General features: G+C 61.4%; 19 protein-coding genes. 12 read left to right on the forward strand and 7 right to left on the reverse strand.

Annotated features, from left to right (window positions below; translation table 11 throughout):
- The first annotated feature begins 20 nt into the window (after positions 1–20).
- A complete protein-coding gene (gene ptsP, locus E4P01_RS05815; protein ID WP_005792331.1) occupies positions 21–2,300 on the forward strand; it encodes a phosphoenolpyruvate--protein phosphotransferase in 2,280 nt (759 codons plus the stop codon).
- 98 nt (positions 2,301–2,398) lie between these two features.
- Here ptsP and E4P01_RS05820 read toward each other — a convergent pair whose 3' ends face one another.
- On the reverse strand, positions 2,399–3,145 hold the full coding sequence (locus E4P01_RS05820; protein ID WP_216090443.1) for an NRDE family protein: 747 nt from the start codon (positions 3,143–3,145) through the stop codon (positions 2,399–2,401).
- Between the two features lie 216 nt (positions 3,146–3,361).
- On the opposite strand from E4P01_RS05820, the gene lgt reads away from it, so the two are divergent.
- Both lgt and E4P01_RS05830 read left to right on the forward strand, forming a co-directional pair.
- Positions 3,362–4,174 (forward strand): prolipoprotein diacylglyceryl transferase, encoded by an 813-nt coding sequence (lgt, locus tag E4P01_RS05825; protein ID WP_005792329.1) that lies wholly within the window; start codon positions 3,362–3,364, stop codon positions 4,172–4,174.
- A 51-nt stretch (positions 4,175–4,225) separates the two neighbouring features.
- The gene (locus E4P01_RS05830) at positions 4,226–5,059 is read left to right on the forward strand and encodes a thymidylate synthase (protein WP_005792328.1); all 834 of its coding nucleotides are present in this window, start codon (positions 4,226–4,228) and stop codon (positions 5,057–5,059) included.
- Between the two features lie 132 nt (positions 5,060–5,191).
- Here E4P01_RS05830 and cadR read toward each other — a convergent pair whose 3' ends face one another.
- A complete protein-coding gene (gene cadR / locus E4P01_RS05835; RefSeq protein ID WP_005792326.1) occupies positions 5,192–5,632 on the reverse strand; it encodes a Cd(II)/Pb(II)-responsive transcriptional regulator in 441 nt (146 codons plus the stop codon).
- A gap of 85 nt (positions 5,633–5,717) precedes the next feature.
- Between cadR and E4P01_RS05840 the strand changes: the two genes are divergently transcribed.
- From E4P01_RS05840 to E4P01_RS05870, 7 genes are all read left to right on the forward strand, one after another.
- Positions 5,718–8,024 (forward strand): heavy metal translocating P-type ATPase, encoded by a 2,307-nt coding sequence (locus E4P01_RS05840; protein WP_216090442.1) that lies wholly within the window; start codon positions 5,718–5,720, stop codon positions 8,022–8,024.
- Between the two features lie 16 nt (positions 8,025–8,040).
- Positions 8,041–8,904 (forward strand): LysR family transcriptional regulator, encoded by an 864-nt coding sequence (locus tag E4P01_RS05845; protein WP_005792324.1) that lies wholly within the window; start codon positions 8,041–8,043, stop codon positions 8,902–8,904.
- 247 nt (positions 8,905–9,151) lie between these two features.
- Positions 9,152–10,216, forward strand: a complete 1,065-nt coding sequence (locus E4P01_RS05850; protein ID WP_078822573.1) for a putative 2-aminoethylphosphonate ABC transporter ATP-binding protein — start codon at positions 9,152–9,154, stop codon at positions 10,214–10,216.
- A 1-nt stretch (position 10,217) separates the two neighbouring features.
- On the forward strand, positions 10,218–11,930 hold the full coding sequence (locus E4P01_RS05855; protein WP_032878889.1) for a putative 2-aminoethylphosphonate ABC transporter permease subunit: 1,713 nt from the start codon (positions 10,218–10,220) through the stop codon (positions 11,928–11,930).
- A gap of 23 nt (positions 11,931–11,953) precedes the next feature.
- A complete protein-coding gene (locus E4P01_RS05860; RefSeq protein ID WP_078822572.1) occupies positions 11,954–12,976 on the forward strand; it encodes a putative 2-aminoethylphosphonate ABC transporter substrate-binding protein in 1,023 nt (340 codons plus the stop codon).
- A 125-nt stretch (positions 12,977–13,101) separates the two neighbouring features.
- Positions 13,102–14,235, forward strand: coding sequence for a TIGR03364 family FAD-dependent oxidoreductase (locus E4P01_RS05865; protein ID WP_216090441.1), 1,134 nt, complete (start codon positions 13,102–13,104; stop codon positions 14,233–14,235).
- A 154-nt stretch (positions 14,236–14,389) separates the two neighbouring features.
- On the forward strand, positions 14,390–14,905 hold the full coding sequence (locus E4P01_RS05870) for a hypothetical protein (protein ID WP_032878892.1): 516 nt from the start codon (positions 14,390–14,392) through the stop codon (positions 14,903–14,905).
- Between the two features lie 14 nt (positions 14,906–14,919).
- On the opposite strand, the gene E4P01_RS05875 is transcribed toward E4P01_RS05870, so the two are convergent.
- Both E4P01_RS05875 and E4P01_RS05880 read right to left on the reverse strand, forming a co-directional pair.
- Positions 14,920–16,287, reverse strand: a complete 1,368-nt coding sequence (locus E4P01_RS05875; protein WP_032878894.1) for a DUF3482 domain-containing protein — start codon at positions 16,285–16,287, stop codon at positions 14,920–14,922.
- Positions 16,280–17,659, reverse strand: coding sequence for a DUF2868 domain-containing protein (locus tag E4P01_RS05880; RefSeq protein ID WP_148853838.1), 1,380 nt, complete (start codon positions 17,657–17,659; stop codon positions 16,280–16,282). The genes E4P01_RS05875 and E4P01_RS05880 overlap by 8 nt, the downstream gene beginning before the upstream one ends.
- Before the next feature lie 69 nt (positions 17,660–17,728).
- Here E4P01_RS05880 and E4P01_RS05885 point away from each other — a divergent pair, with 69 nt between their 5' ends.
- Entirely contained in the window at positions 17,729–18,241 is a 513-nt protein-coding gene (locus tag E4P01_RS05885) for a dihydrofolate reductase (protein ID WP_005792310.1), read from the forward strand.
- Between the two features lie 85 nt (positions 18,242–18,326).
- Here the strand turns inward: E4P01_RS05885 and E4P01_RS05890 are convergent, their stop codons facing one another.
- Positions 18,327–19,718, reverse strand: a complete 1,392-nt coding sequence (locus tag E4P01_RS05890) for an L-cystine transporter (RefSeq protein WP_216090440.1) — start codon at positions 19,716–19,718, stop codon at positions 18,327–18,329.
- Positions 19,719–19,960: 242 nt separating this feature from the next.
- Here E4P01_RS05890 and E4P01_RS05895 point away from each other — a divergent pair, with 242 nt between their 5' ends.
- Positions 19,961–21,022 carry a hypothetical protein gene (locus tag E4P01_RS05895; RefSeq protein WP_032878898.1) on the forward strand — a complete coding sequence of 354 codons (1,062 nt, stop codon included), beginning with the start codon at positions 19,961–19,963 and terminating at the stop codon, positions 21,020–21,022.
- Positions 21,023–21,211: 189 nt separating this feature from the next.
- On the opposite strand, the gene ilvD is transcribed toward E4P01_RS05895, so the two are convergent.
- Positions 21,212–23,053, reverse strand: coding sequence for a dihydroxy-acid dehydratase (gene ilvD / locus E4P01_RS05900; protein WP_005792304.1), 1,842 nt, complete (start codon positions 23,051–23,053; stop codon positions 21,212–21,214).
- 238 nt (positions 23,054–23,291) lie between these two features.
- Positions 23,292–24,482, reverse strand: coding sequence for an MFS transporter (locus E4P01_RS05905; RefSeq protein ID WP_216090439.1), 1,191 nt, complete (start codon positions 24,480–24,482; stop codon positions 23,292–23,294).
- Positions 24,483–24,585 lie beyond the last annotated feature (103 nt).

The following is a 24,585-nucleotide window of genomic DNA, read 5'->3' on the forward strand; positions in this document are numbered from 1 at the left end:
ACGGAGTTCGACCCCGAGCCATGCTCAATACGCTGCGCAAGATCGTCCAGGAAGTTAACTCCGCCAAGGATCTCAAGGCGGCGTTGGGGATTATTGTGTTGCGCGTCAAGGAAGCCATGGGCAGCCAGGTCTGCTCGGTTTACCTGCTGGACCCCGAGACCAACCGTTTTGTGCTGATGGCCACGGAGGGCTTGAACAAGCGCTCCATCGGCAAGGTCAGCATGGCGCCCAATGAAGGTCTGGTGGGCCTGGTGGGGACGCGTGAAGAACCCCTGAATCTCGAACATGCGGCCGACCACCCGCGTTATCGCTACTTCGCCGAAACCGGTGAAGAGCGCTACGCCTCGTTCCTGGGGGCGCCGATCATCCACCACCGCCGCGTTGTCGGCGTGTTGGTCATCCAGCAAAAAGAACGCCGCCAGTTCGATGAAGGTGAAGAAGCCTTCCTGGTGACCATGAGCGCGCAGTTGGCCGGGGTTATCGCCCACGCCGAAGCCACCGGCTCGATCCGCGGCCTGGGGCGCCAGGGCAAGGGCATCCAGGAAGCCAAGTTCGTCGGCGTGCCCGGTTCGCCGGGTGCTGCGGTGGGTACGGCGGTGGTCATGCTGCCGCCGGCCGACCTCGATGTGGTGCCGGACAAGACCGTCCACGACATCGAAGCCGAAATCAAACTGTTCAAGACCGCCCTGGAAGGCGTGCGCGCCGACATGCGCAACCTGTCGAACAAGCTGGCCACCCAGCTGCGCCCTGAAGAGCGTGCGCTGTTCGACGTGTACCAGATGATGCTCGACGACGCGTCCCTGGGTAACGAAGTCAAAACCGTGATCAAGACCGGCCAGTGGGCCCAGGGCGCGTTGCGCCAGGTGGTCACCGATCACGTCAACCGTTTCGAAATGATGGACGACGCCTACCTGCGTGAGCGGGCTTCGGATGTGCGCGACCTGGGTCGCCGCCTGCTGGCGTACCTGCAGGAAGACCGCAGCACCAACATGGTCTTCCCCGATAACACCATCCTGGTCAGCGAAGAGCTGACGGCCACTCAGCTCGGCGAAGTGCCTGAGGGCAAGCTGGTGGGCCTGGTCTCGGTATTGGGCTCGGGTAACTCCCACGTCGCGATCCTGGCCCGGGCCATGGGTATCCCGACGGTGATGGGCCTGGTGGACCTGCCGTACTCCAAGGTCGACGGCATCGACATGATCGTCGATGGGCATCGCGGCGAGGTATTTACCAACCCCAGCGACGTGCTGCGCAAGCAATACGCCGAAGTGGTGGAAGAAGAGAAGCAACTGGCCCAGGGCCTCGATTCGTTGCGCGAGCTGCCGTGCGTCACCCTCGACGGCCACCGCGTGCCGCTGCTGGTCAACACCGGCCTGCTGGCGGATGTGGCCCGTGCGCAACAACGCGGCGCCGAAGGGGTGGGGCTGTACCGCACCGAAGTGCCGTTCATGATCAACCAGCGTTTTCCGAGCGAGAAGGAGCAGCTGGCGATTTATCGCGAGCAACTGCAGGCCTTCCACCCGCTACCGGTGACGATGCGCAGCCTGGACATTGGCGGCGACAAGTCACTGTCGTATTTCCCCATCAAGGAAGACAACCCCTTCCTTGGCTGGCGTGGCATTCGCGTTACCCTCGACCATCCTGAAATCTTCCTCGTCCAGACCCGCGCCATGCTCAAGGCCAGCGAGGGGTTGAACAACCTGCGTATCCTGCTGCCGATGATCTCCGGCACCCATGAGCTGGAAGAAGCCCTGCACCTGATCCACCGCGCCTGGGGCGAAGTACGCGACGAAGGCGCCGACGTACCGATGCCGCCGATTGGCGTGATGATCGAAATTCCCGCAGCGGTATACCAGGCCAAGGAGTTGGCGCGGCAGGTGGACTTCCTCTCGGTGGGCTCCAACGACCTGACCCAGTACCTGCTGGCGGTGGACCGTAACAACCCACGGGTGGCCGACCTCTACGACTACCTGCACCCGGCGGTGTTGCAAGCGTTGCAACACGTGGTGCGCGACGCCCATGCCGAAGGCAAGCCGGTGAGTATCTGCGGTGAGATGGCTGGCGACCCGGCCGCTGCGGTGTTGCTGATGGCGATGGGCTTTGACAGCCTGTCGATGAACGCCACCAACTTGCCGAAGGTGAAGTGGATGTTGCGCCAGGTTGACCTGGGCATGGCCAAGGATTTGCTCGCGCAGTTGATGACCATCGACAACCCGCAAGTTATCCACAGCTCGTTGCAGTTGGCGCTGAAGAACCTCGGGCTGACCCGGATGATCAACCCGGCCTCGGCGAAAACCCTCTAGAACGAGGCGCCTTGATCGCAGGCAAGCCAGCTCCCACAGGGAACTGCATTCCAAATGTGGGAGCTGGCTTGCCTGCGATGACGTCAGTCCAAGCGCCGTCAGATTTCCAGTTCGACTTCGCCCAGCCGCCCGCCGTGCGGGCCAAAGCTACGCTCCAGCATCCTGCGCGTCCCATCGGCATTCACAATCAGCACCGTGCTCGCCCGTGTCCCGTAACTGGGGCTGGCGATAAACACACTCGACAGCAGGCTTTCGGTCGCCAGGCCTACGCCGGTGTCCGGCAGTTCAGCGAACGGGGCAGTCTGCGGATCGCTCAAAATCCCCAGCAAGGCTTCCGGCTGTGGGTCTTCCAATAACGCGCTGAGCGCAGCCTTGGCTTTGAGCAACTTCGGCCACGGCGTATCCAGCCCGGCATTGGACAGCCCATAGACTCCCGCTGCCAGCAACGTCGGCTCGGTATCATTGGCGTTGTAATGCCACAGCTCATCCCGTGTGCCAACCAGCAGGTTAAACCCGGCATATTCAATCGAGCGTCCGTTAACGTCGGCTAAATAGTCATCAATGGGCAGCGATCCACTTAGAAAGCGCGCCACCAGCTCGCCCCGCGACTTGCGTGCCGGTGGCTGGTGCGGGTCGCGGATATTGGTCAGCGCAGCAAAACGCCCATCCGCGTTTACACCCAACCAAGTGCCCCCGGCCTCCTGATCGCGGCCAGCATAGACCTGCGGCGCATCCAGCCACTGGGCCAGCGGCAGGCTGGGGCGGGCATAGAACTCATCGCGGTTGGCCGCGACGATCAGCGGTTGGGCATGGCCTGGTCGCCAGGCGAAAACAATCAGGCACATCGGGTGACCCCTTTTGTGTTTTTGCCACTCTACCCACAGATGTGCAGGCGTTCCATCGTAACGAAGTTGGGCCGTTCACCTTCCATCCGTTAACATGCCGGGCTATTTGGCGTGTATGTGAACTTCTTAATTTGATCTCGCCGCTGTAACGCAGGCTTAATCGCACATCGGCATGGTCCGGTGCGTCATGACTAAATGTTTTAACGAGGAGTCGCAATGCTGCCTTACCCGCAGATCGACCCGGTGGCCCTGGCCATTGGTCCGCTGAAAATCCATTGGTACGGGTTGATGTACCTGATCGGCATCGGCGGTGCCTGGCTGTTGGCTTCCCGGCGCCTGAACCGTTTCGACCCGACCTGGACCAAGGAGAAGCTCTCCGACATGGTGTTCTGGATGTCGATGGGGGTGATCGTCGGCGGGCGCCTGGGGTATGTGCTGTTCTACGACCTGTCTGCGTATATCGCCAACCCGACGCTGATTTTCGAAGTGTGGAAGGGCGGCATGGCATTCCACGGCGGGTTTGTCGGCGTGATGATCGCTGCGTGGTGGTTCGGGCGCCGCAACGGCAAGTCGTTCTTCCAGTTGATGGATTTTGTGGCGCCGTTCGTGCCGATCGGCCTGGGTGCCGGGCGCATTGGCAACTTTATCAACGCCGAGTTGTGGGGCAAGCCGACCGACGTGCCGTGGGCCATGGTGTTCCCGCCGTTCAGCGACCCGGCGCAACTGCCGCGCCACCCGTCGCAGCTGTATCAGTTCGCGTTGGAAGGTGTGGCGCTGTTTCTTATTCTTTACCTCTTCTCGCGCAAGCCACGCCCTACCATGGCCGTGTCGGGTATGTTCGCGCTGTTCTACGGGATTTTCCGCTTTATCGTCGAGTTCGTTCGGGTGCCGGATGCGCAGTTGGGCTACCTGGCGTGGGGCTGGCTGACCATGGGTCAGGTGCTCAGCCTGCCGATGATCCTGGCGGGCCTGGGCATGTTGTGGTGGGCTTACAACCGCCCGCAGCCGCTGAAGAACGCCGCGCTTTAAATTCGAACGCCGAGGTTTGCCCGCCTCGGCTTCAACGATACAGGTACTCAAATGAAGCAATATCTCGAACTGCTGCACGACGTCGTGACCAATGGCCTGACCAAGGGCGACCGTACCGGCACCGGCACCAAGGCCGTGTTCGCCCGTCAGTATCGGCATAACCTGGCCGACGGCTTCCCGCTGCTGACCACCAAGAAACTGCACTTCAAAAGCATCGCCAACGAACTGATCTGGATGTTGAGCGGCAACACCAACATCAAATGGCTCAACGAAAATGGCGTGAAGATCTGGGATGAGTGGGCTACCGAAGACGGTGACCTGGGCCCGGTGTACGGCGAGCAGTGGACCGCCTGGCCGACCAAAGATGGCGGCACGATCAACCAGATCGACTACATGGTGCACACGCTCAAGACCAACCCCAACAGCCGCCGCATCCTGTTCCACGGCTGGAACGTCGAATACCTGCCGGACGAAACCCAGAGCCCGCAGGAAAACGCGCGCAACGGCAAGCAAGCCCTGCCGCCGTGCCACTTGCTGTATCAGGCGTTCGTGCATGACGGCCATCTGTCGATGCAGCTGTATATCCGCAGCTCTGACGTATTCCTGGGGCTGCCGTATAACACCGCCGCGCTGGCGTTGCTGACCCATATGCTGGCCCAGCAATGCGACCTGATCCCTCACGAGATCATTGTCACCACTGGCGACACCCACGCTTACAGCAACCACATGGAACAGATCCAGACCCAGTTGGCGCGCACGCCGAAAAAGCTGCCGGAGCTGGTGATCAAGCGCAAGCCTGCTTCGATCTACGACTACAAGTTCGAAGACTTCGAGATCGTGGGCTACGACGCCGACCCGAGCATCAAGGCCGACGTGGCTATCTAACGGCCCATCGCGGTAAAAAACTGTGGGAGCTGGCTTGCCTGCGATAGCGGAGTGTCAGGCGACATCAATGTCGCGGGCCCGCCGCTATCGCAGGCAAGCCAGCTCCCACATGGGTTGCGTGTTCGCTTGAGTTTAGTGGCCGTGGCTTCGGCCCACATGCGAAGGCTCGGCCTCACTGGCCGCAATCCCGCCGCTGACTTCCAACTGCTGCAAGATCCCGCACTGGTTCCCACCGCCGCAACGTTGGCGCAGGTCCAGCAGTTGTTCCTGCAAGGCCAACAATCCGTCGATCCGCGCTTTCACGTGGTGGATATGTTCGTCGATCAACGCATTCACGCTTTCGCACTGGTCCTGGGGGCTGTCGCGTAGCCCTAACAGGCTGCGGATTTCTTCGAGGGTCATGTCCAGGCTGCGGCAGTTGCGAATAAAGATCAGCCGCTCGGTGTGCGCCTGGGTATAGACCCGGTAGTTGCCCTCAGTGCGCGCAGGCGGTGGCAGCAGGCTTTCCTTCTCGTAATAACGGATGGTTTCCACCGGGCAGTCGGTGAGTTTGGCCAGTTCGCCGATCTTCATCGCAGCAATCTCCAAATGGGTGCTTGACCCTATAGTGGCTACAGGGTCTTTACTTGGCAACAGGCACCTTTACGGACGCGACCTGATGAGCCACTCCATTCACACCCCGCACAAGCACGACCACAAGCACGATCATGACCATGCTCATGACCACCCGCACGATCATGGTCACGATCACCCACGTGATCACGCCCCGGCAAAACTCACGCCGGTGGATAGCCACGGCCACTCAGGCTCCTGCTGTTCCGGCGCTGCCGGGCCTGCCGTGGTGACCCTGAGCGAAGCGCCCACCGCGGGCTCGCGCCTGAGCACTTTCCGCATCGAAGCCATGGACTGCCCCACCGAGCAGACGCTGATCCAGAACAAACTGGGCAAGCTCGCCGGCGTGCAGCAACTGGAATTCAACCTGATCAACCGCATCCTCGGTGTCACCCATGACCTGCCGAGCACGGCGCCGATCATTGCGGCGATCAAGTCCATCGGTATGCAGGCCGACCCTATCGAGGAAGGCAGCCCCACCGCCGCGCCGCCGGCCAAGAAGCATTGGTGGCCATTGGCAGTGTCGGGCGTGGGCGCCCTGGGTGCCGAAGTGCTGCACTTCACCGGTGTGGTACCGACTTGGGTGATCGCACTGGTGGCGCTGGTGTCGATCCTCAGCGGCGGCTTGACCACCTACAAAAAGGGCTGGATTGCCCTGAAAAACCTCAACCTGAACATCAACGCGCTGATGAGCATCGCGGTGACCGGCGCCATCCTGATTGGTCAGTGGCCGGAAGCGGCGATGGTGATGTTCCTGTTTACCGTGGCCGAGTTGATTGAAGCCAAGTCCCTGGACCGGGCGCGCAATGCCATCAGCGGCTTGATGCAGATGACCCCGGAGCAGGCCACCGTGCGCCAGGCTGACGGTTCATGGATGGAACAAGAGGTCAAAAGCATTGAGCTTGGTGCGATCGTTCGAGTAAAACCCGGCGAGCGTATCGGCCTGGACGGTGAAGTCACTGCCGGTCAATCCACCATCGATCAGGCACCTATCACCGGGGAAAGCCTGCCGATTGAAAAGACCATCGGCGATAAAGTCTTCGCCGGCACCATCAACCAGGCCGGTTCCCTGGAGTACAAAGTCACTGCGGCGGCCAACAACTCGACCCTGGCGCGAATCATCCACGCCGTGGAACAAGCCCAAGGCGCACGGGCGCCGACCCAGCGCTTTGTCGACAGTTTTTCCAAGGTCTACACCCCGGCGGTGTTCCTGTTTGCCCTGGGTGTGGCGGTGATTCCGCCGCTGTTCATGGCGGGCGTGTGGTTCGACTGGATCTATCGCGCCCTCGTGCTGCTGGTGGTGGCATGCCCGTGTGCCTTGGTGATCTCCACACCGGTGACCATCGTCAGCGGCCTGGCCGCCGCAGCGCGCAAAGGCATCCTGATCAAGGGCGGCGTGTACCTGGAGGGCGGTTACAAGCTCGACTACCTGGCGCTCGACAAGACCGGCACCATCACCCACGGCAAACCGGTGCAAACCGATTACCTGCCGCTGTTCCCGAATCTTGAAGGCAGCGCCCCGGCCCTGGCTGCCAGTTTGGCGGGGCGTTCCGACCACCCGGTGTCCCTGGCGATTGCCAGCGCGGCTGTGGATAAAAACCTGCCAATTCATGCTGTGGATAACTTCGAGGCCCTGGCCGGGCGCGGTGTGCGCGGCGACATCAACGGCCAGACCTATCACTTGGGCAACCACCGCCTGGTGGAAGACCTCGGCCTGTGCTCAGAGGCGCTGGAAGAAAAACTCTTCGCCCTGGAAAAACAAGGCAAGTCCGTCGTGCTACTGCTGGACAAGTCCGGCCCCCTGGCGCTTTTCGCCGTGGCCGACACGGTCAAGGACAGTAGCCGCGAAGCCATCCAGCAACTTCACGACCTGGGCATCAAAACCCTGATGCTCACCGGCGACAACACCCACACCGCCCAGGCGATTGCGACCCAAGTCGGCATCGACCAGGCCCAGGGTGACCTGTTGCCCACCGACAAGCTGCAAGCTATCGAAACCCTATACGGCCAAGGCCATCGGGTGGGCATGGTCGGTGATGGCATCAATGACGCCCCGGCTCTGGCCCGTGCCGAGATCGGCTTCGCCATGGCTGCAGCAGGCACCGACACCGCCATCGAGACCGCCGACGTGGCGCTGATGGATGATGATCTGCGCAAGATTCCGGCTTTCATTCGGCTGTCGCGCCAAACGTCGAGTATCCTCAAGCAGAACATCGCCCTGGCGCTGGTGATCAAGGCAATTTTCCTGGCCGTGACCTTCATGGGCATGGCGACCATGTGGATGGCGGTGTTCGCCGACATGGGCGTGAGTTTGCTGGTGGTGTTCAATGGCCTGCGCCTGTTGCGCAAATAGAGGATGAGAGGGTGGTGTGCTGAGTGCTGAGTTAAAGGCGTTTTTCATGGTCGCCCGCCTGGGCAGTATCACCCAGGCGGCGAAAAAACTCGGCCTGAGCCAGCCCACGGTGACCACCCAGATTCGCAATCTGGAAAGCCAATACGGCGTTGAGCTGTTCTATCGCGGCGGCCGTCGCCTGACGGTCAGCGACGAAGGTGCGCGGCTGTTGCCGATGGTCAAGACGCTGTTGCAGCAGGAAGCGGATATCGAGTTTTTCCTGCGCAACAATGGTCAGGTCCAGGGCGCGCTGCGGATTGCCGCGACGGCGCCGTATTACATTCTCGACCTGGTCAAGGCCTTTCGTGAACGCCTGCCGCACGTGGAAGTGTCGGTGGAAATCGGCAACTCCCAGCAGGTGCTCGAAGCGTTGGATGATTACCGCGTCGACGTTGCGGCCTCTTCGCAATTGCTGGACGACCCGCGCCTGATCCGCCGCGTGCTGGGCACCGACCCGCTGGTGCTGGCGGTACATCGCAATCACCCGTTGGCCAAGCTTGAGCATGTGTCGTTGAGCGCGCTGGCCGGGCACACGCTGTTGATGCGTGAAGCCGGCTCCACCACCCGCAGGCTGACCGAAGAACTGTTGAAAAGCGGCGGCGTGGGGTATGGGCCGTTGCTGGAGATTGGCAGCCGTGAGTCGATTCGCGAGGCGGTGCTGCGCAATATCGGCATCAGCATCATCGCTCGCCAGGAAGTGCCCCATGATCCGCAATTGCGTGTGCTGACCATCGAGAATGCGCCGCAGATTCCGGAGTATCTGTATTGCCTCAAAGAGCGTAAAGGTGCACGGCTGCCGGCGGCATTCCTTGGCCTGGCTCAGGAAATGTCGCCAATTTAAGTTCTGCGGCTGGCTTGAGGGCCAATCGGGAGCAAGCCCCCTCCCACATTTTGACCGCATTCTCATGTTGGAACCCGGTCAACTGTGGGAGGGGGCTTGCTCCCGATTGCGGTAGGCCAGGCAACTCATCTCCATGAGTCCTACACAAATCCACCAATACCACTATCACCCCGTTTTGCCTTTCTGCCACACCAACTACGCATTGCCTCCCTAGCATGGCCTTCATCCGTTCGATGAGGTGCCTTGCATGAACACAGCCCTGACCCAACCCGGCGCGCCCATGAAGGTGCGCGGGATCCAGAAACGCTTTGGCGCTTTCACCGCGCTGGACAACGTGTCCCTGGACGTCGCCGCCGGCGAGCTGGTGTGCCTGCTGGGCCCGTCCGGTTGCGGCAAGACCACGTTGTTGCGCTGCATCGCCGGCCTGGAGCGTCAGGACAGCGGTGAGCTTTACCTGGGCGAGCGGGACGTTTCCCTGCTGCCGCCCCAGGCGCGAGACTACGGCATCCTGTTTCAGTCCTACGCGTTGTTCCCCAATCTCACGGTTGAAGCAAACATTGGCTACGGCCTCACAGGCAGCGGCCGCGATGAAGTGCGCAAGCGCGTCGGGCAGATGCTTGAACTCGTCGGCCTGGTCGGCAGCGAAAAGAAATACCCCGGTCAACTCTCCGGCGGCCAGCAGCAACGGGTGGCCCTGGCCCGGGCATTGGCGCCGGCTCCTTCGCTGTTGCTGCTGGATGAACCGATGTCGGCCCTCGACGCCCGTGTGCGCGAGCATTTGTGCACCGAGCTGCGCCAATTGCAGCGGCGCCTGGGTATTACCACCTTGATGGTGACCCACAACCAGGACGAAGCCATGTTGATGGCCGACCGCATTGCCGTGATGAATAACGGTAAGGTTGAGCAGTACGCCACGCCCCAGGAGATCTACGACCGCCCGGCCACGCCGTTCGTGGCCGAGTTTGTCGGCCAGGGCAACTGGTTGCCGTTCAGCCGTAGCAGCGCCAGCCATGCCCAGGTCGGCGGAATGAATATGCGCCTGGCCGACGATGCCGGTGTGGCCCGGTCCGGCCGCCTGTTCTGTCGCCCGGAAGCGATCAGCGTCAACCCGACGGTGCATGAAGAGAACCTGTTCCCGGCCAAGGTTCGCGAAATTACTTTCCTCGGCAACCGCTGCCGCATGAGCTTTGAGCTGGAACAGTTGCCGGGCCATCCGTTGCTGGCCGAACTGGCACCCGAAGCCATGCCGCGCCTGGGCGCCCAGGACATCTGGGTGGCCTTGCCGCCGCGCAGCCTGCAGGTGTTTGCCTGAGATGGCCGCCGTCATGACATTGCCGGTACCGCGTCAGGTGTCCCGCGCCGAGTGGGGCGACCGCCTCTTTGTGGTCGGCGGCAAATGGCTCTGGCTCGGCCTGTTGGTGGTGGCGGTCCTGCTGCCGTTGCTGGCGATCTTCTGGCGCGGCTTCAGCAGCGAAGCCGGGCAGGGCGGTGGCCTGGTGGCAGCGCGGGAACTGTTGACCAGCGCCAACTTCCACTGGTTGCTGGGAAATAGCCTGAAAGTTTCCCTCAGTGTGGCGGCCATCGTCGTACCGCTGGCTTACCTGTTTGCCTACGCCCTGCAACGCACGTTGATTCCTGGCAAGACCGTCTGGCGCGGTTTGTCATTGCTGCCCTTGATGGCGCCGTCGATGCTGCCGGGCATTGCCCTGGTCTATCTGTTCGGCAACCAGGGCATGTTGCGCGGTTTGCTCTCGGACAATATCTACGGCTTCTGGGGCATTGTGCTCGGTGAAGTGATCTACACCTTTCCCCATGCCTTGATGATCTTGCTCTCGGCGCTGTCCCTGGCGGATGCACGCTTGTTCGATGCGGCGTCGAGCATGGGCGCCAGCCCGGCCCGGGCGTTTCGCAGCATCACCTGGCCGGCCACGCGCCAGGCGGTGTTCGCCGCGTTCTGCCTGGTGTTTACCCTGACCATCACCGACTTCGGTGTGCCGGTGGTGGTGGGCGGTGATTACCAGGTGTTGGCGCTGGAAGCCTACAAGGCGGTGGTCGGTCAGCAACAGTTCGGGCGCGGCGCGTTGATCGGCATGGTGTTGCTGCTACCGGCACTGTTCAGCTTTGGCGTGGATGCCTGGTTGCGCCGTCGGCATGGCGACTCGATGAGCGGTCGCGCCCAGGTGTTTCTGCCTGCGCCATCGCGGCTGCGCGACGGTTGCTACCTGGCCATCGTGTTGCTGATTTGCGCAGTGTTGTTGCTGGTGTTCGGCATGGCGGTGTATTCGTCGCTGGTGAAGTTCTGGCCGTACAACCTGTCGCTATCGCTCAACCACTATCAGTTCGAAGACACTGCCGGCGGCGGCTGGCTGGCCTACCGCAACAGCCTGACCATGGCGCTGTGCACGGCGTTGATCGGCAGTGTGTTGATCTTCACCGGTGCGTACCTGATGGAGAAGACCAAGGGCCAGAAGGGCCTGAACCTGGCGCTGCGCATGCTCAGCTTCGTACCGATGGCGGTGCCGGGGCTGGTGCTCGGCTTGGGCTACGTGTTCTTTTTCAACCTCAACGGCAACCCGCTGCACGTGTTCTACGGGAGCATGGCGTTGCTGGTGGTGTGCACCATTGCGCACTACCTGACCACCGCGCAGATGACCGCGACCACCGCCCTGCGCCAGCTGGACGCCGAGTTCGAAGCGGCGGCGTTGTCGCTCAAGGCGCCGTTGTACCGCCACTATTGGCGCGTCACGGTGCCGATCTGCCTGCCGGCGCTGCTGGATATCCTGCGCTACCTGTTTGTGTCGGCGATGACCACCGTGTCCGCCGCGATCTTTCTCTACAGCCCCGACACCATCCTCGCCGCCGTCGCCGTGCTGAACATGGACGACGCCGGCAACGTGGGCGGCGCGGCGGCCATGTCGACCCTGATCCTGTTCACCTCAGTCGGCGTCTCGCTGTTGCTGGCGTGGGCCTCACGTGGCGCGCTGCGTCGCTCCCAAGCCTGGCGCCAGACCGCGCCCGGCCAATAAAACATCCCTGAAGGAGGTGCTCCATGTTCAAGCCCCTGGCGCTGGTCGCTGCGGTACTCACGGCATTCAGCCTGAATGCCTTCGCCAAGACCGAGTTGACCGTGTACACGGCCCTCGAAGCCGAGCAATTGAAGACCTACAAAAAAGCCTTCGAGCAGGCCAACCCCGACATCGAGATCAAGTGGGTACGCGATTCCACCGGCATTATCACCGCCAAGCTGCTGGCTGAAAAAGACCGCCCGCAGGCTGACGTGGTGTGGGGCCTGGCCGCCTCCAGCCTGGCGATCCTCGATCAGCAAGGCATGTTGGACAACTACGCGCCCAAGGATTTGGACAAGATCGGCAAAAACTACCGAGACGCCGCCAACCCGCCCGCCTGGGTGGGCATGGACGTGTGGGCTGCGACCATCTGCTTCAACACCATCGAAGCCGAAAAGCAGGGCCTGACCAAACCGGTGAGCTGGCAGGACCTGACCAAGCCTGAGTACAAGGGCAAGATCGTCATGCCTAACCCGGCGTCCTCCGGCACCGGCTTCCTGGATGTCAGCGCCTGGTTGCAGACCTTCGGCGAGAAGCAGGGCTGGCAGTACATGGACGACCTGCACCAGAACATCGGCCAGTACGTTCACTCCGGCTCCAAGCCGTGCAAGTTGGCGGCGTCCGGTGAGTTCCCGATTGGTATTTCCTTTGAATACCCGGCGGTTCAGCTCAAACGCCAGGGTGCGCCGCTGGAGATCATCCTGCCGAAAGAGGGCCTGGGCTGGGAGATCGAAGCCACCGCCGTAGTCAAGGGCAGCGCACACGCCGATGCGGCAAAAAAACTCGCTGACTTTTCCGCCAGCCCAGCGGCGATGGAGCTGTACAAGGCTAACTTCGCCATCCTCGCTCAGCCGGGTATCGCCAAGCCGCAGACCGAATTGCCGGCCGACTACGAGCAGCGCCTGATCAAGAACGACTTTGCCTGGGCCTCGAAAAACCGCGACAGCATCCTGACTGAATGGCGCAAGCGCTATGACGGTAAGTCGGAGAAGGTGGCGGGTCAGTAAGGTTTTCGTTAGGGCTTATGGCCCCTTCGCAGGCAAGCCAGCTCCCACATTTGAAGGTATTCACACATCAAAATTTGGGAGCTGGCTTGCCTGCGATAGTGGCTTCGAATTCAGGACATCACTCCATGACACACCACAGCGACCTGCTGATCATCGGCGCCGGCATCCTCGGCCTGTCCCACGCTTATGCCGCCGCCAAGCGCGGCCTCAAGGTCAAGGTGTTCGAGCGCAGCGCCACGCCATTGGGCGCTTCTGTGCGTAACTTCGGCCAAGCCCTGGTCACCGGCCAGCCGCCGGGGCCGATGCTGGACCTGGCCCGCCAGAGCCGCGAGATCTGGGGCCAATGGGCGCAAACGGCGGGCCTTGCGCTCAAGCGCAATGGTTCTTACCTGTTTGCCCGCACGGAAGCTGAAGAACATCTGCTCGAAGCCTTCTGCGCCGGGCGTGCCCGCGAACACGGCTACAACGTCGAGCTGCTGCAAGGCGCTGCGATGAAGGACCTGTATGCCGGCCAGTTCCGCCACCACCGCGCGGCGCTGCACGGCAAGGACGATCAGCAACTGTATTCCCGCGAGGCGATCCCGGCGCTGATCCATTACCTGAGCCAGCACCTGAACGTGGAGTTTCATTTCTCCACGCTGGTACGCGACGTCGAACCGGGCCAATTGCACAGCACGGCCGGCAGCTTTCGCGGCGAGCAGATCATCGTCTGCTCCGGCCACGACTATCAGACCCTGTTGGCCGAATCCATCGCCCCGCTCAACCCGCAAACCTGCCGCCTGCAAATGCTGCGCGCCCGGCCGGTGGTCAACCTGAACCTGCAACACGCCCTGCTCACCGGCCTGAGCTGCGTGCACTACGGCGCCTTCGCCGACCTGCCGGAGGCTGCCGCAGTGCAGGCGCAGATCCTGCGCGAAACGCCGCATCTGCAGGAACACGGCATTCACCTGTTGATCAGCCCTACACCCCATGGCGAACTGATCATCGGTGACTCCCACCATTACGACAGCGACCCGTCGCCCTTCAATGCCGAGCAGGTAGATGACTGGATGATCGAGCTGGCCGAACAGACCCTGGGCTGCAAAATCCAGGTGGTCGAACGCTGGCAAGGCGTCTACGGCGCTCGCGGGCCCGGGCCGTTCTCGTTTGTGCAGGCAGCATCCGGTGTCAGCGCTGCGTTGATGCACACCGGCGTGGGCATGAGCGTGGGGCCGGCGATGGCCGAGCGAAATATCAGTACCTTGTGGGGAGAGACGTGATGAGCCCGGTGCTCGACCTTGATGTACTCAAGGCCAAGGCGGCGAGGCTACTGGCAGCGAAGATGGGCCTTACACAATAAGCCGATACGCCACCTGGAGCCCTTGTTGTTACCTCACTAAGGTGCTTGCTTCACCCATTAAGAGAGCAACACTGATGCACTATTTGAAAGCCATCGCCCAAGACCTGCAAGGCAACGGTCATGCCGATACGGTCATTTTGCATTTCTATCAGCAACGGCCGGGTCGTCCCGATGAGCTGATCCACGATATCGTCGGACAGGAAATGACCTCGAATGCAAAATGGGGAGGGCATAGTAAACCCGGTTCGCTGGACCTGGATAAGCGCCGGATCGCGACTTTCGCCGACAGCTTCGTGAAACTCAATTGGTTTAACCCGGCAAGCCATTGGCAGTGTGCGCTCGTCATCTATGTGGATGATTTCAGCGACGCGGGACGGCCGGATTCGGTGAGGCTGGAGTTCCGTGAGAGCAAGGTGTCCGAGGGGAAAACATTACTGGTCTCCAGAACCATGGACTATGACGTCGACAGCGACAGCGTGTTGGAAACCGCTACCACCAATAGTGATATCGACCGCAACGGGGTAGCTGAAAACGCTGATAAAGAACTGGTTCGCTCGCTATGCAAGGCGTTCCTGGGGTTGAATTGGTGAGCGCTTTAAGCGCGTCACGCTTCGTTGAGCTGTTCAGCCAATGTTTCGACCTGTTCCTGACGCTCGGCCTGGCTCAGCTTGGCGTGGGGGTTGAGGGATGACCATTGCGGATAGGCGCGGGCCTTGTGCAGCGCGTCGGGCAGCTTGCCCTCGCGCCAGGTTTTGTCCTGGGGCGTGTCGACCTTGATGCTATGCATCGCCGCATGCCCGCGCAAACTAAGGGCCTTGAGCAACTGACGTTGGCGCAAGGCGAGCAGGCGCAGCACGCTGTCGTCGACGGTCAGCTCGCGTTGGCCTTTGATCTTGCCCAGCAGGCGGCTGCCGTAGCTGCGTGCGGTTTGCAGGGCGCCACCGGCGATAGCGCCGGCCAGTGCCGCAGCGCCAAGGGTCAGGCCGCCGACCAGGAGGTCCACGCCAGCACCGGCAGCGGCACCGGCGGCGATTCCGCCACCGACCCGTACGCCAAGTTGCTTGAGGGTTTCGGGGTTGAACAAGTCATCGCCCCAGCGACCGTCAAGCAACGGTAGATCACTGGCGGCGGCATCCTGTGGGCGAAAGCCGAACAGTTTGAGCAGGGCTTCAACGCACTTTTGTTCCCGTTGGCGCACCGCTTTGCGCAGATCGCCGATGGCTTGCTGTTCATCTTCGGTGACGACGCTGCGACGGCAGGCCGCGCAGTCGATCAGCAGTTCGGCGATCAAGCGTGCGGCGCTTTGCTGGCGGGCCTGGCGTTGGGCCTCTTGATCGAGGATCAGGCGTTCCAACTGCGGGCGGGAGTTTTCCAGCAGCAGGGCCAGGCTTTCATACAGGCGACGTTCACCGTCTTCCGGCGGCGCCACGCTGTCGAAGCGCACCAGCGCGTGCAGGCCGAGGCGGGCCAGGGCTTCGCGCCAGTCCGGCTCGCGCTGGTCGCTGCTGGTGACGAAGTTGAGCACCGGCAACAAGGGTTTGCCGCAACTGGCCAGCACTTGCAGCTCATCGCGGTACTTGGCCAGCACCGGCTCGCGGGCGTCGATCACATACAGGCCGGCGTCCGAGGCCAGCAATTGGCGCAACACCTTGGCTTCCTGTTCGAAACGCTGGCGCGCTTCGCTGCCCTCCAGAAAACGCGCCAGGCGAGCGGGACCGTCCAGGCGTTCACCGGGGCGATCCAGGCGCTCCAGATAGTCGAGCAGGGCGATGGCGTCTTCCAGGCCGGGCGTGTCGTACAGCTCCAGCAAGGCTTCGCCATCCACCGACAAGCGCGCGCCTTCGACATGCCGCGTGGTGCTGGGGCGATGGGAGACTTCGCCGAAGCCCACGTCACGGGTGAGGGTGCGCAGCAGTGAGGTCTTGCCGACATTGGTATGGCCGACCACGGCGAGTTTCAGCGGTTTAGTCATGCCCGGTCTCCAGCCAGTTCAGCGGTGCGCAATCGGCAAACGGCAGCTCAAGTTGTTGCAGTGCGGTGTGCCAGTCACCCAGGCGTTCGGCGTCCAGCGCCTGGCCGGGCGGCGCTTGCAGCAGCCATACACGGGTGGCGGTGGCGCTGCGCGCCAGTTCGGCGATCAACGCCAGGCTGCCACGGTCCGGCGAGCGGCGCGGGTCGCAGACGATGACCAGACGTGCGGGCGGGAAACGGCTGAGTTGTTCCAGCAGCTTGTTCCGCGATTCACGGCTGTCGAGGATGCCGGCGTTTTTAACGTTGCTGGGCAGTTTGGGTGGCCACGGGTAGTGATCGTCGAGTTCGATGGCCACCAGCAAGGCGCCGTCGCTGTCCATCTCGCTGACGCCGCCGCTGACGTGGTGCAGCTGTTCGGGCGCGGCATCGTTGACCCCAAGCCGTTCGCTGCTAGGCATCAGGCGTTCGCGCAGTTGGGCGTAGCCTTGCAGGTTGAGGTCCAGGCGCAACGCCGCACGCCCGATTTTCCAGCGCCACAGGCAGAACAGGGCGAGGATCAATCGGGGCAGCAGGCCGTAGACCAGCAACACGCCCACCAGCCAGGCGGCCCAGGCTTGGCGGGCGTTTTCGATATTCAGGGCTGAATCACCGCTGGCGCGGATCATGTCGACGGTTGGCACATTGAAACCCAGCAAAGCGGGCAGGCTGCCGAGGGCCTGGGTCACGGCGACAAACGTGTCGGCGCCGAGAATGGTGGTTTCCCACACAAAGCCGTAACGACGGGTGGCGAGCAGGGTCAGCAGGATCACCATGGCGCTGAGCAACGCCAGCAGCCACAGGCTGTTGACCAACACACCCACCGCCCAGCGATTGAGTTTTTGCCGTTGCAACAACAGCAGCAACGCTGGCGCCAATTGTGCGGCTTTGGCGTCACGCGCCAGTTTCTCGCTGAGCCATAACCACAGGCGCCCAAGGCTGGCGCTGTGTTCGCCAGCAAACAGCAGCCCCAGGGCCCAACTGACCAGCAGGATCAGGTTCAACCCGAGCAGGCTGCCCAGGGCCCAGAACACGTTCACCGGCGTCAGGCCATTGCCCAGCGCAGCGAATGCCAGGCCGGCGCCACTGATCACGGCCACGACCGCCAGTAATATAAGCGCCAGGCGCGCGCCTTGCAGCCAGCGTGTGAGGGCACCGGTCAGGCCATCGCGCTCGGCCAGGTGCAAGGCGCGTTGGGTAATACGCGTCGACAGGTCGCCCCCGGCCGTGCGGGCCAGGCGGTTGGCTTCCAGGTCTTCCAGGGGGCCGGCGTGTTCTTCACGCAGGCGCACGGCTTCTGTCAGCCAGAGTGTGTGCAGAGGAGTCAGTGCAGTCACGCGCCATCCTGTTGTTTCAGTGAAGGTGGAGCATAACCGCTGACTCGCGGCTCTGGTATTCTCGTCGCCATGAAAAAAACTCTCCCTTTAAGCCTGATCGCAGCCCTCGGTGAAAACCGCGTGATCGGCGTCGACAACAGCATGCCCTGGCATTTGCCGGGGGATTTCAAGTATTTCAAGGCCACCACGCTCGGCAAGCCGATCATCATGGGGCGCAAGACCTGGGATTCCCTGGGTCGACCGCTGCCAGGGCGCTTGAACATAGTGGTCAGCCGTCAGACCGATCTGACGCTTGAAGGTGCGCAAGTTTTTCCGTCATTGGAAGCAGCGGTGGAGCGTGCCGAGGAGTGGGCCAAGGCCCAAGGCGTGGACGAGCTGATGTTGATCGGCGGTGCGCAGTTGTATGCGCAGGGACTGCAGCAGGCCGATCGCCTGTACCTGACGCGGGTGGCGCTGAGCCCGGAAGGGGATGCGTGGTTTCCAGAGTTTGATAGGAACCAGTGGAAGCTGGTGTCGAATGTCGAGAATCCGGCCGAAGGTGATAAACCGGCCTACAACTTCGAAGTGTGGGAAAAAGCCTAAAAGCATCGCAGGCAAGCCAGCTCCCACATTTTGATGTGTGAATACATTCAAATGTGGGAGCTGGCTTGCCTGCGATAGCGGTCTATCAGACCTGCGCTAACTCGGCATGCTCATCGGCATCCAGCAACGCTTTATCCGTCTGCCCCATGATCTGGCTGGTAATCGCCCCCGCCGTCATCGAACCATTCACGTTCAACGCTGTACGGCCCATGTCGATCAGTGGTTCCACCGAAATCAGCAACGCCACCAGTGACACCGGCAAGCCCATGGCCGGCAGTACGATCAGCGCGGCAAAGGTCGCACCACCGCCCACACCGGCGACGCCCGCCGAACTCAAGGTCACAATCGCCACCAGGGTCGCGATCCACAGTGGATCCAACGGGTTGATGCCTACGGTCGGTGCGACCATCACCGCCAACATCGCCGGGTAAAGACCGGCGCAACCGTTCTGGCCGATGGTCGCGCCAAACGAAGCGGCGAAACCGGCGATCGACTGGGGGATACCCAGGCGGCGGGTCTGCGCTTCAATACTCAAGGGGATCGAGGCGGCGCTGGAGCGGCTGGTGAAGGCAAAGGTCAGTACCGGCCACACCTTGCGGAAAAAGCGCAGCGGGTTGATCCCGGCCAACGACAGCAGCAGGCCGTGCACCACAAACATCAGGCCCAGGGCCAGGTACGACACCACCACGAAACTGCCCAGCTTGATGATGTCTTGCAGGTTGGAACCGGCGACCACCTTGGTCATCAGCGCCAACACGCCGTACGGGGTCAGCTTCATCACCAGGCGCACCAGGCGCATCACCCAGGCTTGCAGGGTGTCGATGGCGTTGATGACCTTCTGGCCCTTTTCCACATCATCCTTGAGCAGTTGCAGCGCGGCTACCCCGAGGAACGCGGCAAAAATCACCACGCTGATGATCGACGTCGGCTTGGCCCGGGCCAGGTCGGCGAACGGGTTGGCCGGCACGAACGACAGCAGCAACTGCGGGATATTCAGGTCGGCGACCTTGCCTGCGTAATCACTCTGGATCACTTGCAGGCGCGCCATTTCCTGGGTGCCGGCCACCAGGCCCTCGGCGGTGAGGCCGAACAGGTTGGTCAGGCCGATGCCGATCAGCGCCGCGATGGCCGTGGTAAACAACAGCGTGCCGATGGTCAGGAAGCTGATCTTGCCCAGGGACGAGGCGTTATGCAGGCGCGCCACGGCACTGAGGATCGAAGCGAACACCAGCGGGATCACGATCATTTGCAGCAACTGCACATAGCCATTGCCGACCAGATCAAACCAGCCGATGGAGGCTTTGAGCACTGGATTGCCGTCGCCATAGATGGTGTGCAAGGCCGCACCGAACAGCACGCCCAGAACCAAAGCGAACAGGACCTTCTTGGCCAGGCTCCAGTTAGTCCGACGGGTTTGTGCCAGGCCCAGCAAGAGGGCCACGAACACCAATAAATTGAGAATCAGGGGCAGATTCATTGAAGCTCCGTTGAGAAGGCAGCCAATCGCGTGAGCCTGCGATTGCGAACCGGGAAGCCTAACAGCTTGAAATATATTGATTTAATACCAATATGGAATGGTGACTGTCGTTTTTGGAATAAGCGCTTGGCGCTCAGGCGTATGCCCTTGGCGCAATCACGACGTCAGCGGTCGTGCCCGGACGCTAACTGTCATACCGATTTGTTAGCGTCGATGTCTTTCACTTGAGGGAGACAACGCCTATGAAGCTCGCGCCGAAACTACTCTTATCCGCAGCCTTTTGCCTCGGACTCGCCAGCCAGGCGTTTGCCGCCACCGAGTTGAAACATTGGCCGGCACCGGCCGCCAAGCAACTCAACGAAATGATCGCCGCCAACGCCAACAAGGGTAACTATGCGGTGTTCGACATGGACAACACCAGCTACCGCTACGACCTTGAAGAGTCGCTGCTGCCGTACATGGAAAACAAGGGCCTGATCACCCGCGAAACCATGGACCCATCGCTCAAGCTTATCCCCTTCAAAGACACCGCCGACCATAAGGAAAGTCTGTTCAGCTACTACTACCGCCTGTGCGAAGTCGACGACATGGTCTGCTACCCTTGGGTTGCGCAGATTTTTTCCGGCTTCACCCTCAAGGAACTCAAGGTGCAGGTCGACGAGCTGATGGCCTCCGGCAAGCCCGTACCCGTCAGCTATTTTGAAGGCGACGTGGTGAAAAAAACCGAGATACAGCCACCGAAAGTCTTCACTGGCCAGGCCGAGCTCTACAACAAACTGATGGAAAACGGCATCGAGGTGTATGTGATGACCGCCGCGTCCGAGGAACTGGTGCGCATGGTCGCGGCCGATCCGAAGTACGGCTACAACGTAAAGCCCGAGAACGTCATCGGCGTGACCACGATGCTCAAGGACCGCAAGACCGGCGAGTTGACCACCGCACGCAAGCAGATCACCGCGGGTAAATATGACGAGAAGGCCAACCTCGGCCTGGAGCTGACGCCCTATCTGTGGACCCCGGCGACCTGGATGGCCGGCAAGCACGCGGCGATCCTCACCTACATCGACGAGTGGAAAAAGCCGGTGATCGTCGGCGGTGATACCCCGACCAGCGATGGTTACATGCTGTTCCACGATGTGGATGTGGCCAAGGGTGGCATCCATTTGTGGATCAACCGTAAAGACAAATACATGACCCAGCTTAACGGCATGATCGCCAAGCACGCGGCGGCGCAGGCCAAGGAAGGGCTGCCGGTGACTGCGGACAAGAACTGGGTGATCGTTAAGCCCGAGGACATTCAATAACAGACTGAATGCGGTCAAAAATGTGGGAGGGGGCTTGCCCCCGATAGCGGTGAGTCAGCTACAAATTGACTAACTGAAATACCGTCATCGGGGCAAGCCCCCTCCCACATTTTGACTTTCATTGTTCCTAGGGTTATCTCCAGGCAAAAAAATGCCCCGCATCTGGCGGGGCATTTTGATGCGCGGGGCTTACAGGCCGTCGAGCATTGCCTTGTTACGTACAGCACCCTTGTCGGCACTGGTGGCCAACAATGCGTAAGCCTTCAACGCAGTAGTGACTTTCCGCGGGCGTTTTTCTACCGGCTTCCAACCCTTTTTGTCCTGCTCAACCCGGCGTGCCGCCAGTTCTTCATCGCTGATCAACAGGTTGATCGAGCGGTTCGGAATGTCGATCAGCACCTTGTCACCATCCTGCACCAGGCCAATCGCGCCACCGGCAGCGGCTTCCGGGGAAGCGTGGCCGATGGACAGGCCCGAGGTGCCGCCAGAGAAACGCCCGTCGGTCAGCAGCGCGCAGGCTTTGCCCAGACCTTTGGATTTCAGGTAGGACGTGGGGTAGAGCATCTCCTGCATACCCGGGCCGCCTTTGGGGCCTTCGTAGCGGATGATTACGATGTCGCCTTCCTTGACTTCGTCAGCGAGGATGCCGCGTACCGAGCTGTCCTGGCTTTCGTAGATCTTGGCGCGGCCTTCGAAGACGTGGATGGACTCATCCACACCCGCGGTTTTCACTACGCAGCCGTCGAGGGCAATGTTGCCGTACAGCACGGCCAGGCCGCCTTCCTGGGAGTAGGCGTGCTCGACACTGCGGATACAGCCGTTTTCACGGTCGGCGTCCAGAGTGTCCCAACGGGTCGACTGGCTGAATGCGGTCTGGGTCGGGATGCCGGCCGGGCCGGCCTTGAAGAAGGTGTGCACGGCTTCGTCGTCAGTCTGGGTGATGTCCCATTTGGCGATGCCTTCGGCGATCGACTTGCTGTGCACGGTCGGCAGGTCAGTGTGCAGCAGGCCGCCACGGGCCAGGGAACCGAGGATCGAGAAGATCCCGCCGGCGCGGTGCACGTCTTCCATGTGGTACTTCTGGATGTTCGGCGCGACCTTGCACAGTTGCGGCACATGGCGGGACAGGCGGTCGATATCGCGCAGGTCGAAGTCGATCTCGGCTTCCTGGGCGGCGGCCAGCAAGTGCAGGATGGTATTGGTGGAACCGCCCATGGCGATGTCCAGGGTCATGGCGTTCTCGAACGCCTTGAAGTTGGCGATGTTGCGCGGCAGCACCGACTCATCGTTCTCGGTGTAATAGCGTTTGCACAGCTCGACGATGGTGCGGCCGGCCTGCAGGAACAGTTGCTCGCGGTCGCTGTGGGTGGCCAGTGTGGAACCGTTACCCGGCAAGGCGAGACCTAAGGCTTCTACCAGGCAGTTCATCGAGTTGGCGGTGAACATGCCGGAGCACGAACCGCAGGTCGGGCAGGCGCTGCGCTCGTATTCCGCGACCTTCTCGTCAGAAGCGCTGGAATCGGCGGCGATCACCATGGCGTCAACCAGGTCGAGTCCGTGGGACGCGAGCTTGGTCTTGCCGGCTTCCATCGGGCCGCCGGAGACGAAGATCACCGGGATGTTCAGGCGCAAGGCAGCCATCAACATGCCGGGGGTGATCTTGTCGCAGTTGGAGATGCACACGATGGCGTCGGCGCAGTGGGCGTTGACCATGTACTCCACGGAGTCGGCGATGATCTCGCGGCTCGGCAGGGAATACAGCATGCCGTCATGGCCCATGGCGATGCCGTCGTCCACGGCAATGGTGTTGAATTCCTTGGCCACGCCGCCGGCCCGTTCGATCTCGCGGGCGACCAGTTGGCCCAGGTCCTTGAGGTGGACATGGCCCGGTACGAACTGGGTAAAGGAGTTGGCAATCGCGATGATCGGCTTCTTGAAGTCGTCATCCTTCATCCCCGTGGCACGCCACAGTGCGCGGGCGCCGGCCATGTTGCGGCCGTGGGTGGATGTTTTCGAGCGGTAATCTGGCATGGAGCACTCCGGGCGGCTAATCACTTATTAATCAGGTGCAAAGGGGAGTGAGCTTCTAATTGACGACTGGAACACCCGAAAAATGGCCGTGTGTCCGGAAGTTGCCACTCGCATCGCGGGATCGCCGCTTGCTTGGGCCTCGAGCTCATAAACCCGCCGGGGGATGACTGGCGATGAATAGGGCCGATTCTACACCGCTGGCGGCTGGAGGGAATGGCCGTAACCTTGAAGATAGCCGCTACAGGACATGTGGGCGCTGCTTGATCTGCGCATTCAGGGCGAGCCCGGCGGCACTCAGGGTTAGAAAGCACAGGGCTAGCGCGGTGGTCAGGTTGGCGGTGGCCAGGTTGATCACCAGGCTGATCAGGCCGCCGCACATGAAAATCAGCAAGCTACCGGCAGAGGTCGCCGTGCCAGCCAGTTGCGGGTAGAGGCTCATGGCCTTGGAGTTGGCGATGGGTCGACAGATGGTGGTGCCGGCTGTGCAGATCAACATCGGGATCAGCACCGTGGCGGCCGACAGGCCGAACTGCCAGGCCAGCCAGAGCATGACCAGACCTGAAACAGTGATCAGCAACAGGCCAGTGTTGATTTGCCGGTCGGCGTCCATTTTGCGATGCAGGATACTGGCAATCACTCCGCCGCAGACGTAGGCCGTGCCATATAGCAGCAATGCCCAGGCGAATTGATACGTCGACAGGTTCAAGCGCTCCATGAAGATCAGGGGCGACATCACGATAAACGAGAAATGGCAGGCAAAGGCCAGGGCGGAAATCAACCAATAGCTGACGAAACGGAGGTCGGAAAACAGCAGCCAATAGCCGTTGAAGAACTGTAGCGGTGAAGGGCGATGGCTGCTGCGCGAGTCGTGCAGCAGGCGTGCGGACCAGAGCCACACCACTGTGGCTAACACGATAAACACGTAAAAACTCGCCTGCCATCCGCCATAAATTTGCAGCCAGGTGCCCATCAGTGGCGAGCTTGAGATGAACACTCCGCCGGCGGTGGTCATCCAGATTCGAATTCGTTGCAGCTCCCGTCCTGTAAACAAGTCCTGGATAAGCGCCTGCGACAGGGCAAACGCCCCGCACCCTACGGCCTGAACCACGCGAGAGCCGATAAACCAATTGAAATCCGGGGCCAGCAAACAACCGGCTGCACCCAGCGCCGATAAGGCAATACCTGCCAGCAGCAGTTTTTTGCGGCCGAACATGTCAGACAACGGGCCTATCAGCAGTAACGAGACGGCCAGGCCAATGGCAAAAATACTGACGGACTGGGCGATTTCTGAAGGCGTGTGGCCAAAGTGATTGGAGAGGGCGGGAAAGGATGGCAGGACTACGTCGAGGGGGAAGACTGCGAGCAGGGTCATGGTCATCAACAGTACGATGAAATATGACTTGTTTGGTGTGGCTGTACTAATAGGCATCAACCGGACCGCTCTATCCTTCCTTGCTGGGGGGAGGAGAGTCGGTGTGACGGCAAGGGAAGTCAATGGAAATGGCAGTGGGAAACAGCTGAAAGGCCCGTAG

Source organism: Pseudomonas sp. NCIMB 10586 (assembly GCF_023127895.1).
Taxonomy (GTDB): domain Bacteria; phylum Pseudomonadota; class Gammaproteobacteria; order Pseudomonadales; family Pseudomonadaceae; genus Aquipseudomonas; species Aquipseudomonas synxantha_A.

Coding starts and splice junctions, on each gene's coding strand:
- ptsP (WP_005792331.1), top strand. CDS start 21: ATGCTCAATACGCTGCGCAAGATCGTCCAGGAAGTTAACTCCGCCAAG.
- E4P01_RS05820 (WP_216090443.1), bottom strand. CDS start 3,145: ATGTGCCTGATTGTTTTCGCCTGGCGACCAGGCCATGCCCAACCGCTG.
- lgt (WP_005792329.1), top strand. CDS start 3,362: ATGCTGCCTTACCCGCAGATCGACCCGGTGGCCCTGGCCATTGGTCCG.
- E4P01_RS05830 (WP_005792328.1), top strand. CDS start 4,226: ATGAAGCAATATCTCGAACTGCTGCACGACGTCGTGACCAATGGCCTG.
- cadR (WP_005792326.1), bottom strand. CDS start 5,632: ATGAAGATCGGCGAACTGGCCAAACTCACCGACTGCCCGGTGGAAACC.
- E4P01_RS05840 (WP_216090442.1), top strand. CDS start 5,718: ATGAGCCACTCCATTCACACCCCGCACAAGCACGACCACAAGCACGAT.
- E4P01_RS05850 (WP_078822573.1), top strand. CDS start 9,152: ATGAACACAGCCCTGACCCAACCCGGCGCGCCCATGAAGGTGCGCGGG.
- E4P01_RS05855 (WP_032878889.1), top strand. CDS start 10,218: ATGGCCGCCGTCATGACATTGCCGGTACCGCGTCAGGTGTCCCGCGCC.
- E4P01_RS05860 (WP_078822572.1), top strand. CDS start 11,954: ATGTTCAAGCCCCTGGCGCTGGTCGCTGCGGTACTCACGGCATTCAGC.
- E4P01_RS05865 (WP_216090441.1), top strand. CDS start 13,102: ATGACACACCACAGCGACCTGCTGATCATCGGCGCCGGCATCCTCGGC.
- E4P01_RS05870 (WP_032878892.1), top strand. CDS start 14,390: ATGCACTATTTGAAAGCCATCGCCCAAGACCTGCAAGGCAACGGTCAT.
- E4P01_RS05875 (WP_032878894.1), bottom strand. CDS start 16,287: ATGACTAAACCGCTGAAACTCGCCGTGGTCGGCCATACCAATGTCGGC.
- E4P01_RS05885 (WP_005792310.1), top strand. CDS start 17,729: ATGAAAAAAACTCTCCCTTTAAGCCTGATCGCAGCCCTCGGTGAAAAC.
- E4P01_RS05890 (WP_216090440.1), bottom strand. CDS start 19,718: ATGAATCTGCCCCTGATTCTCAATTTATTGGTGTTCGTGGCCCTCTTG.
- E4P01_RS05895 (WP_032878898.1), top strand. CDS start 19,961: ATGAAGCTCGCGCCGAAACTACTCTTATCCGCAGCCTTTTGCCTCGGA.
- ilvD (WP_005792304.1), bottom strand. CDS start 23,053: ATGCCAGATTACCGCTCGAAAACATCCACCCACGGCCGCAACATGGCC.
- E4P01_RS05905 (WP_216090439.1), bottom strand. CDS start 24,482: ATGCCTATTAGTACAGCCACACCAAACAAGTCATATTTCATCGTACTG.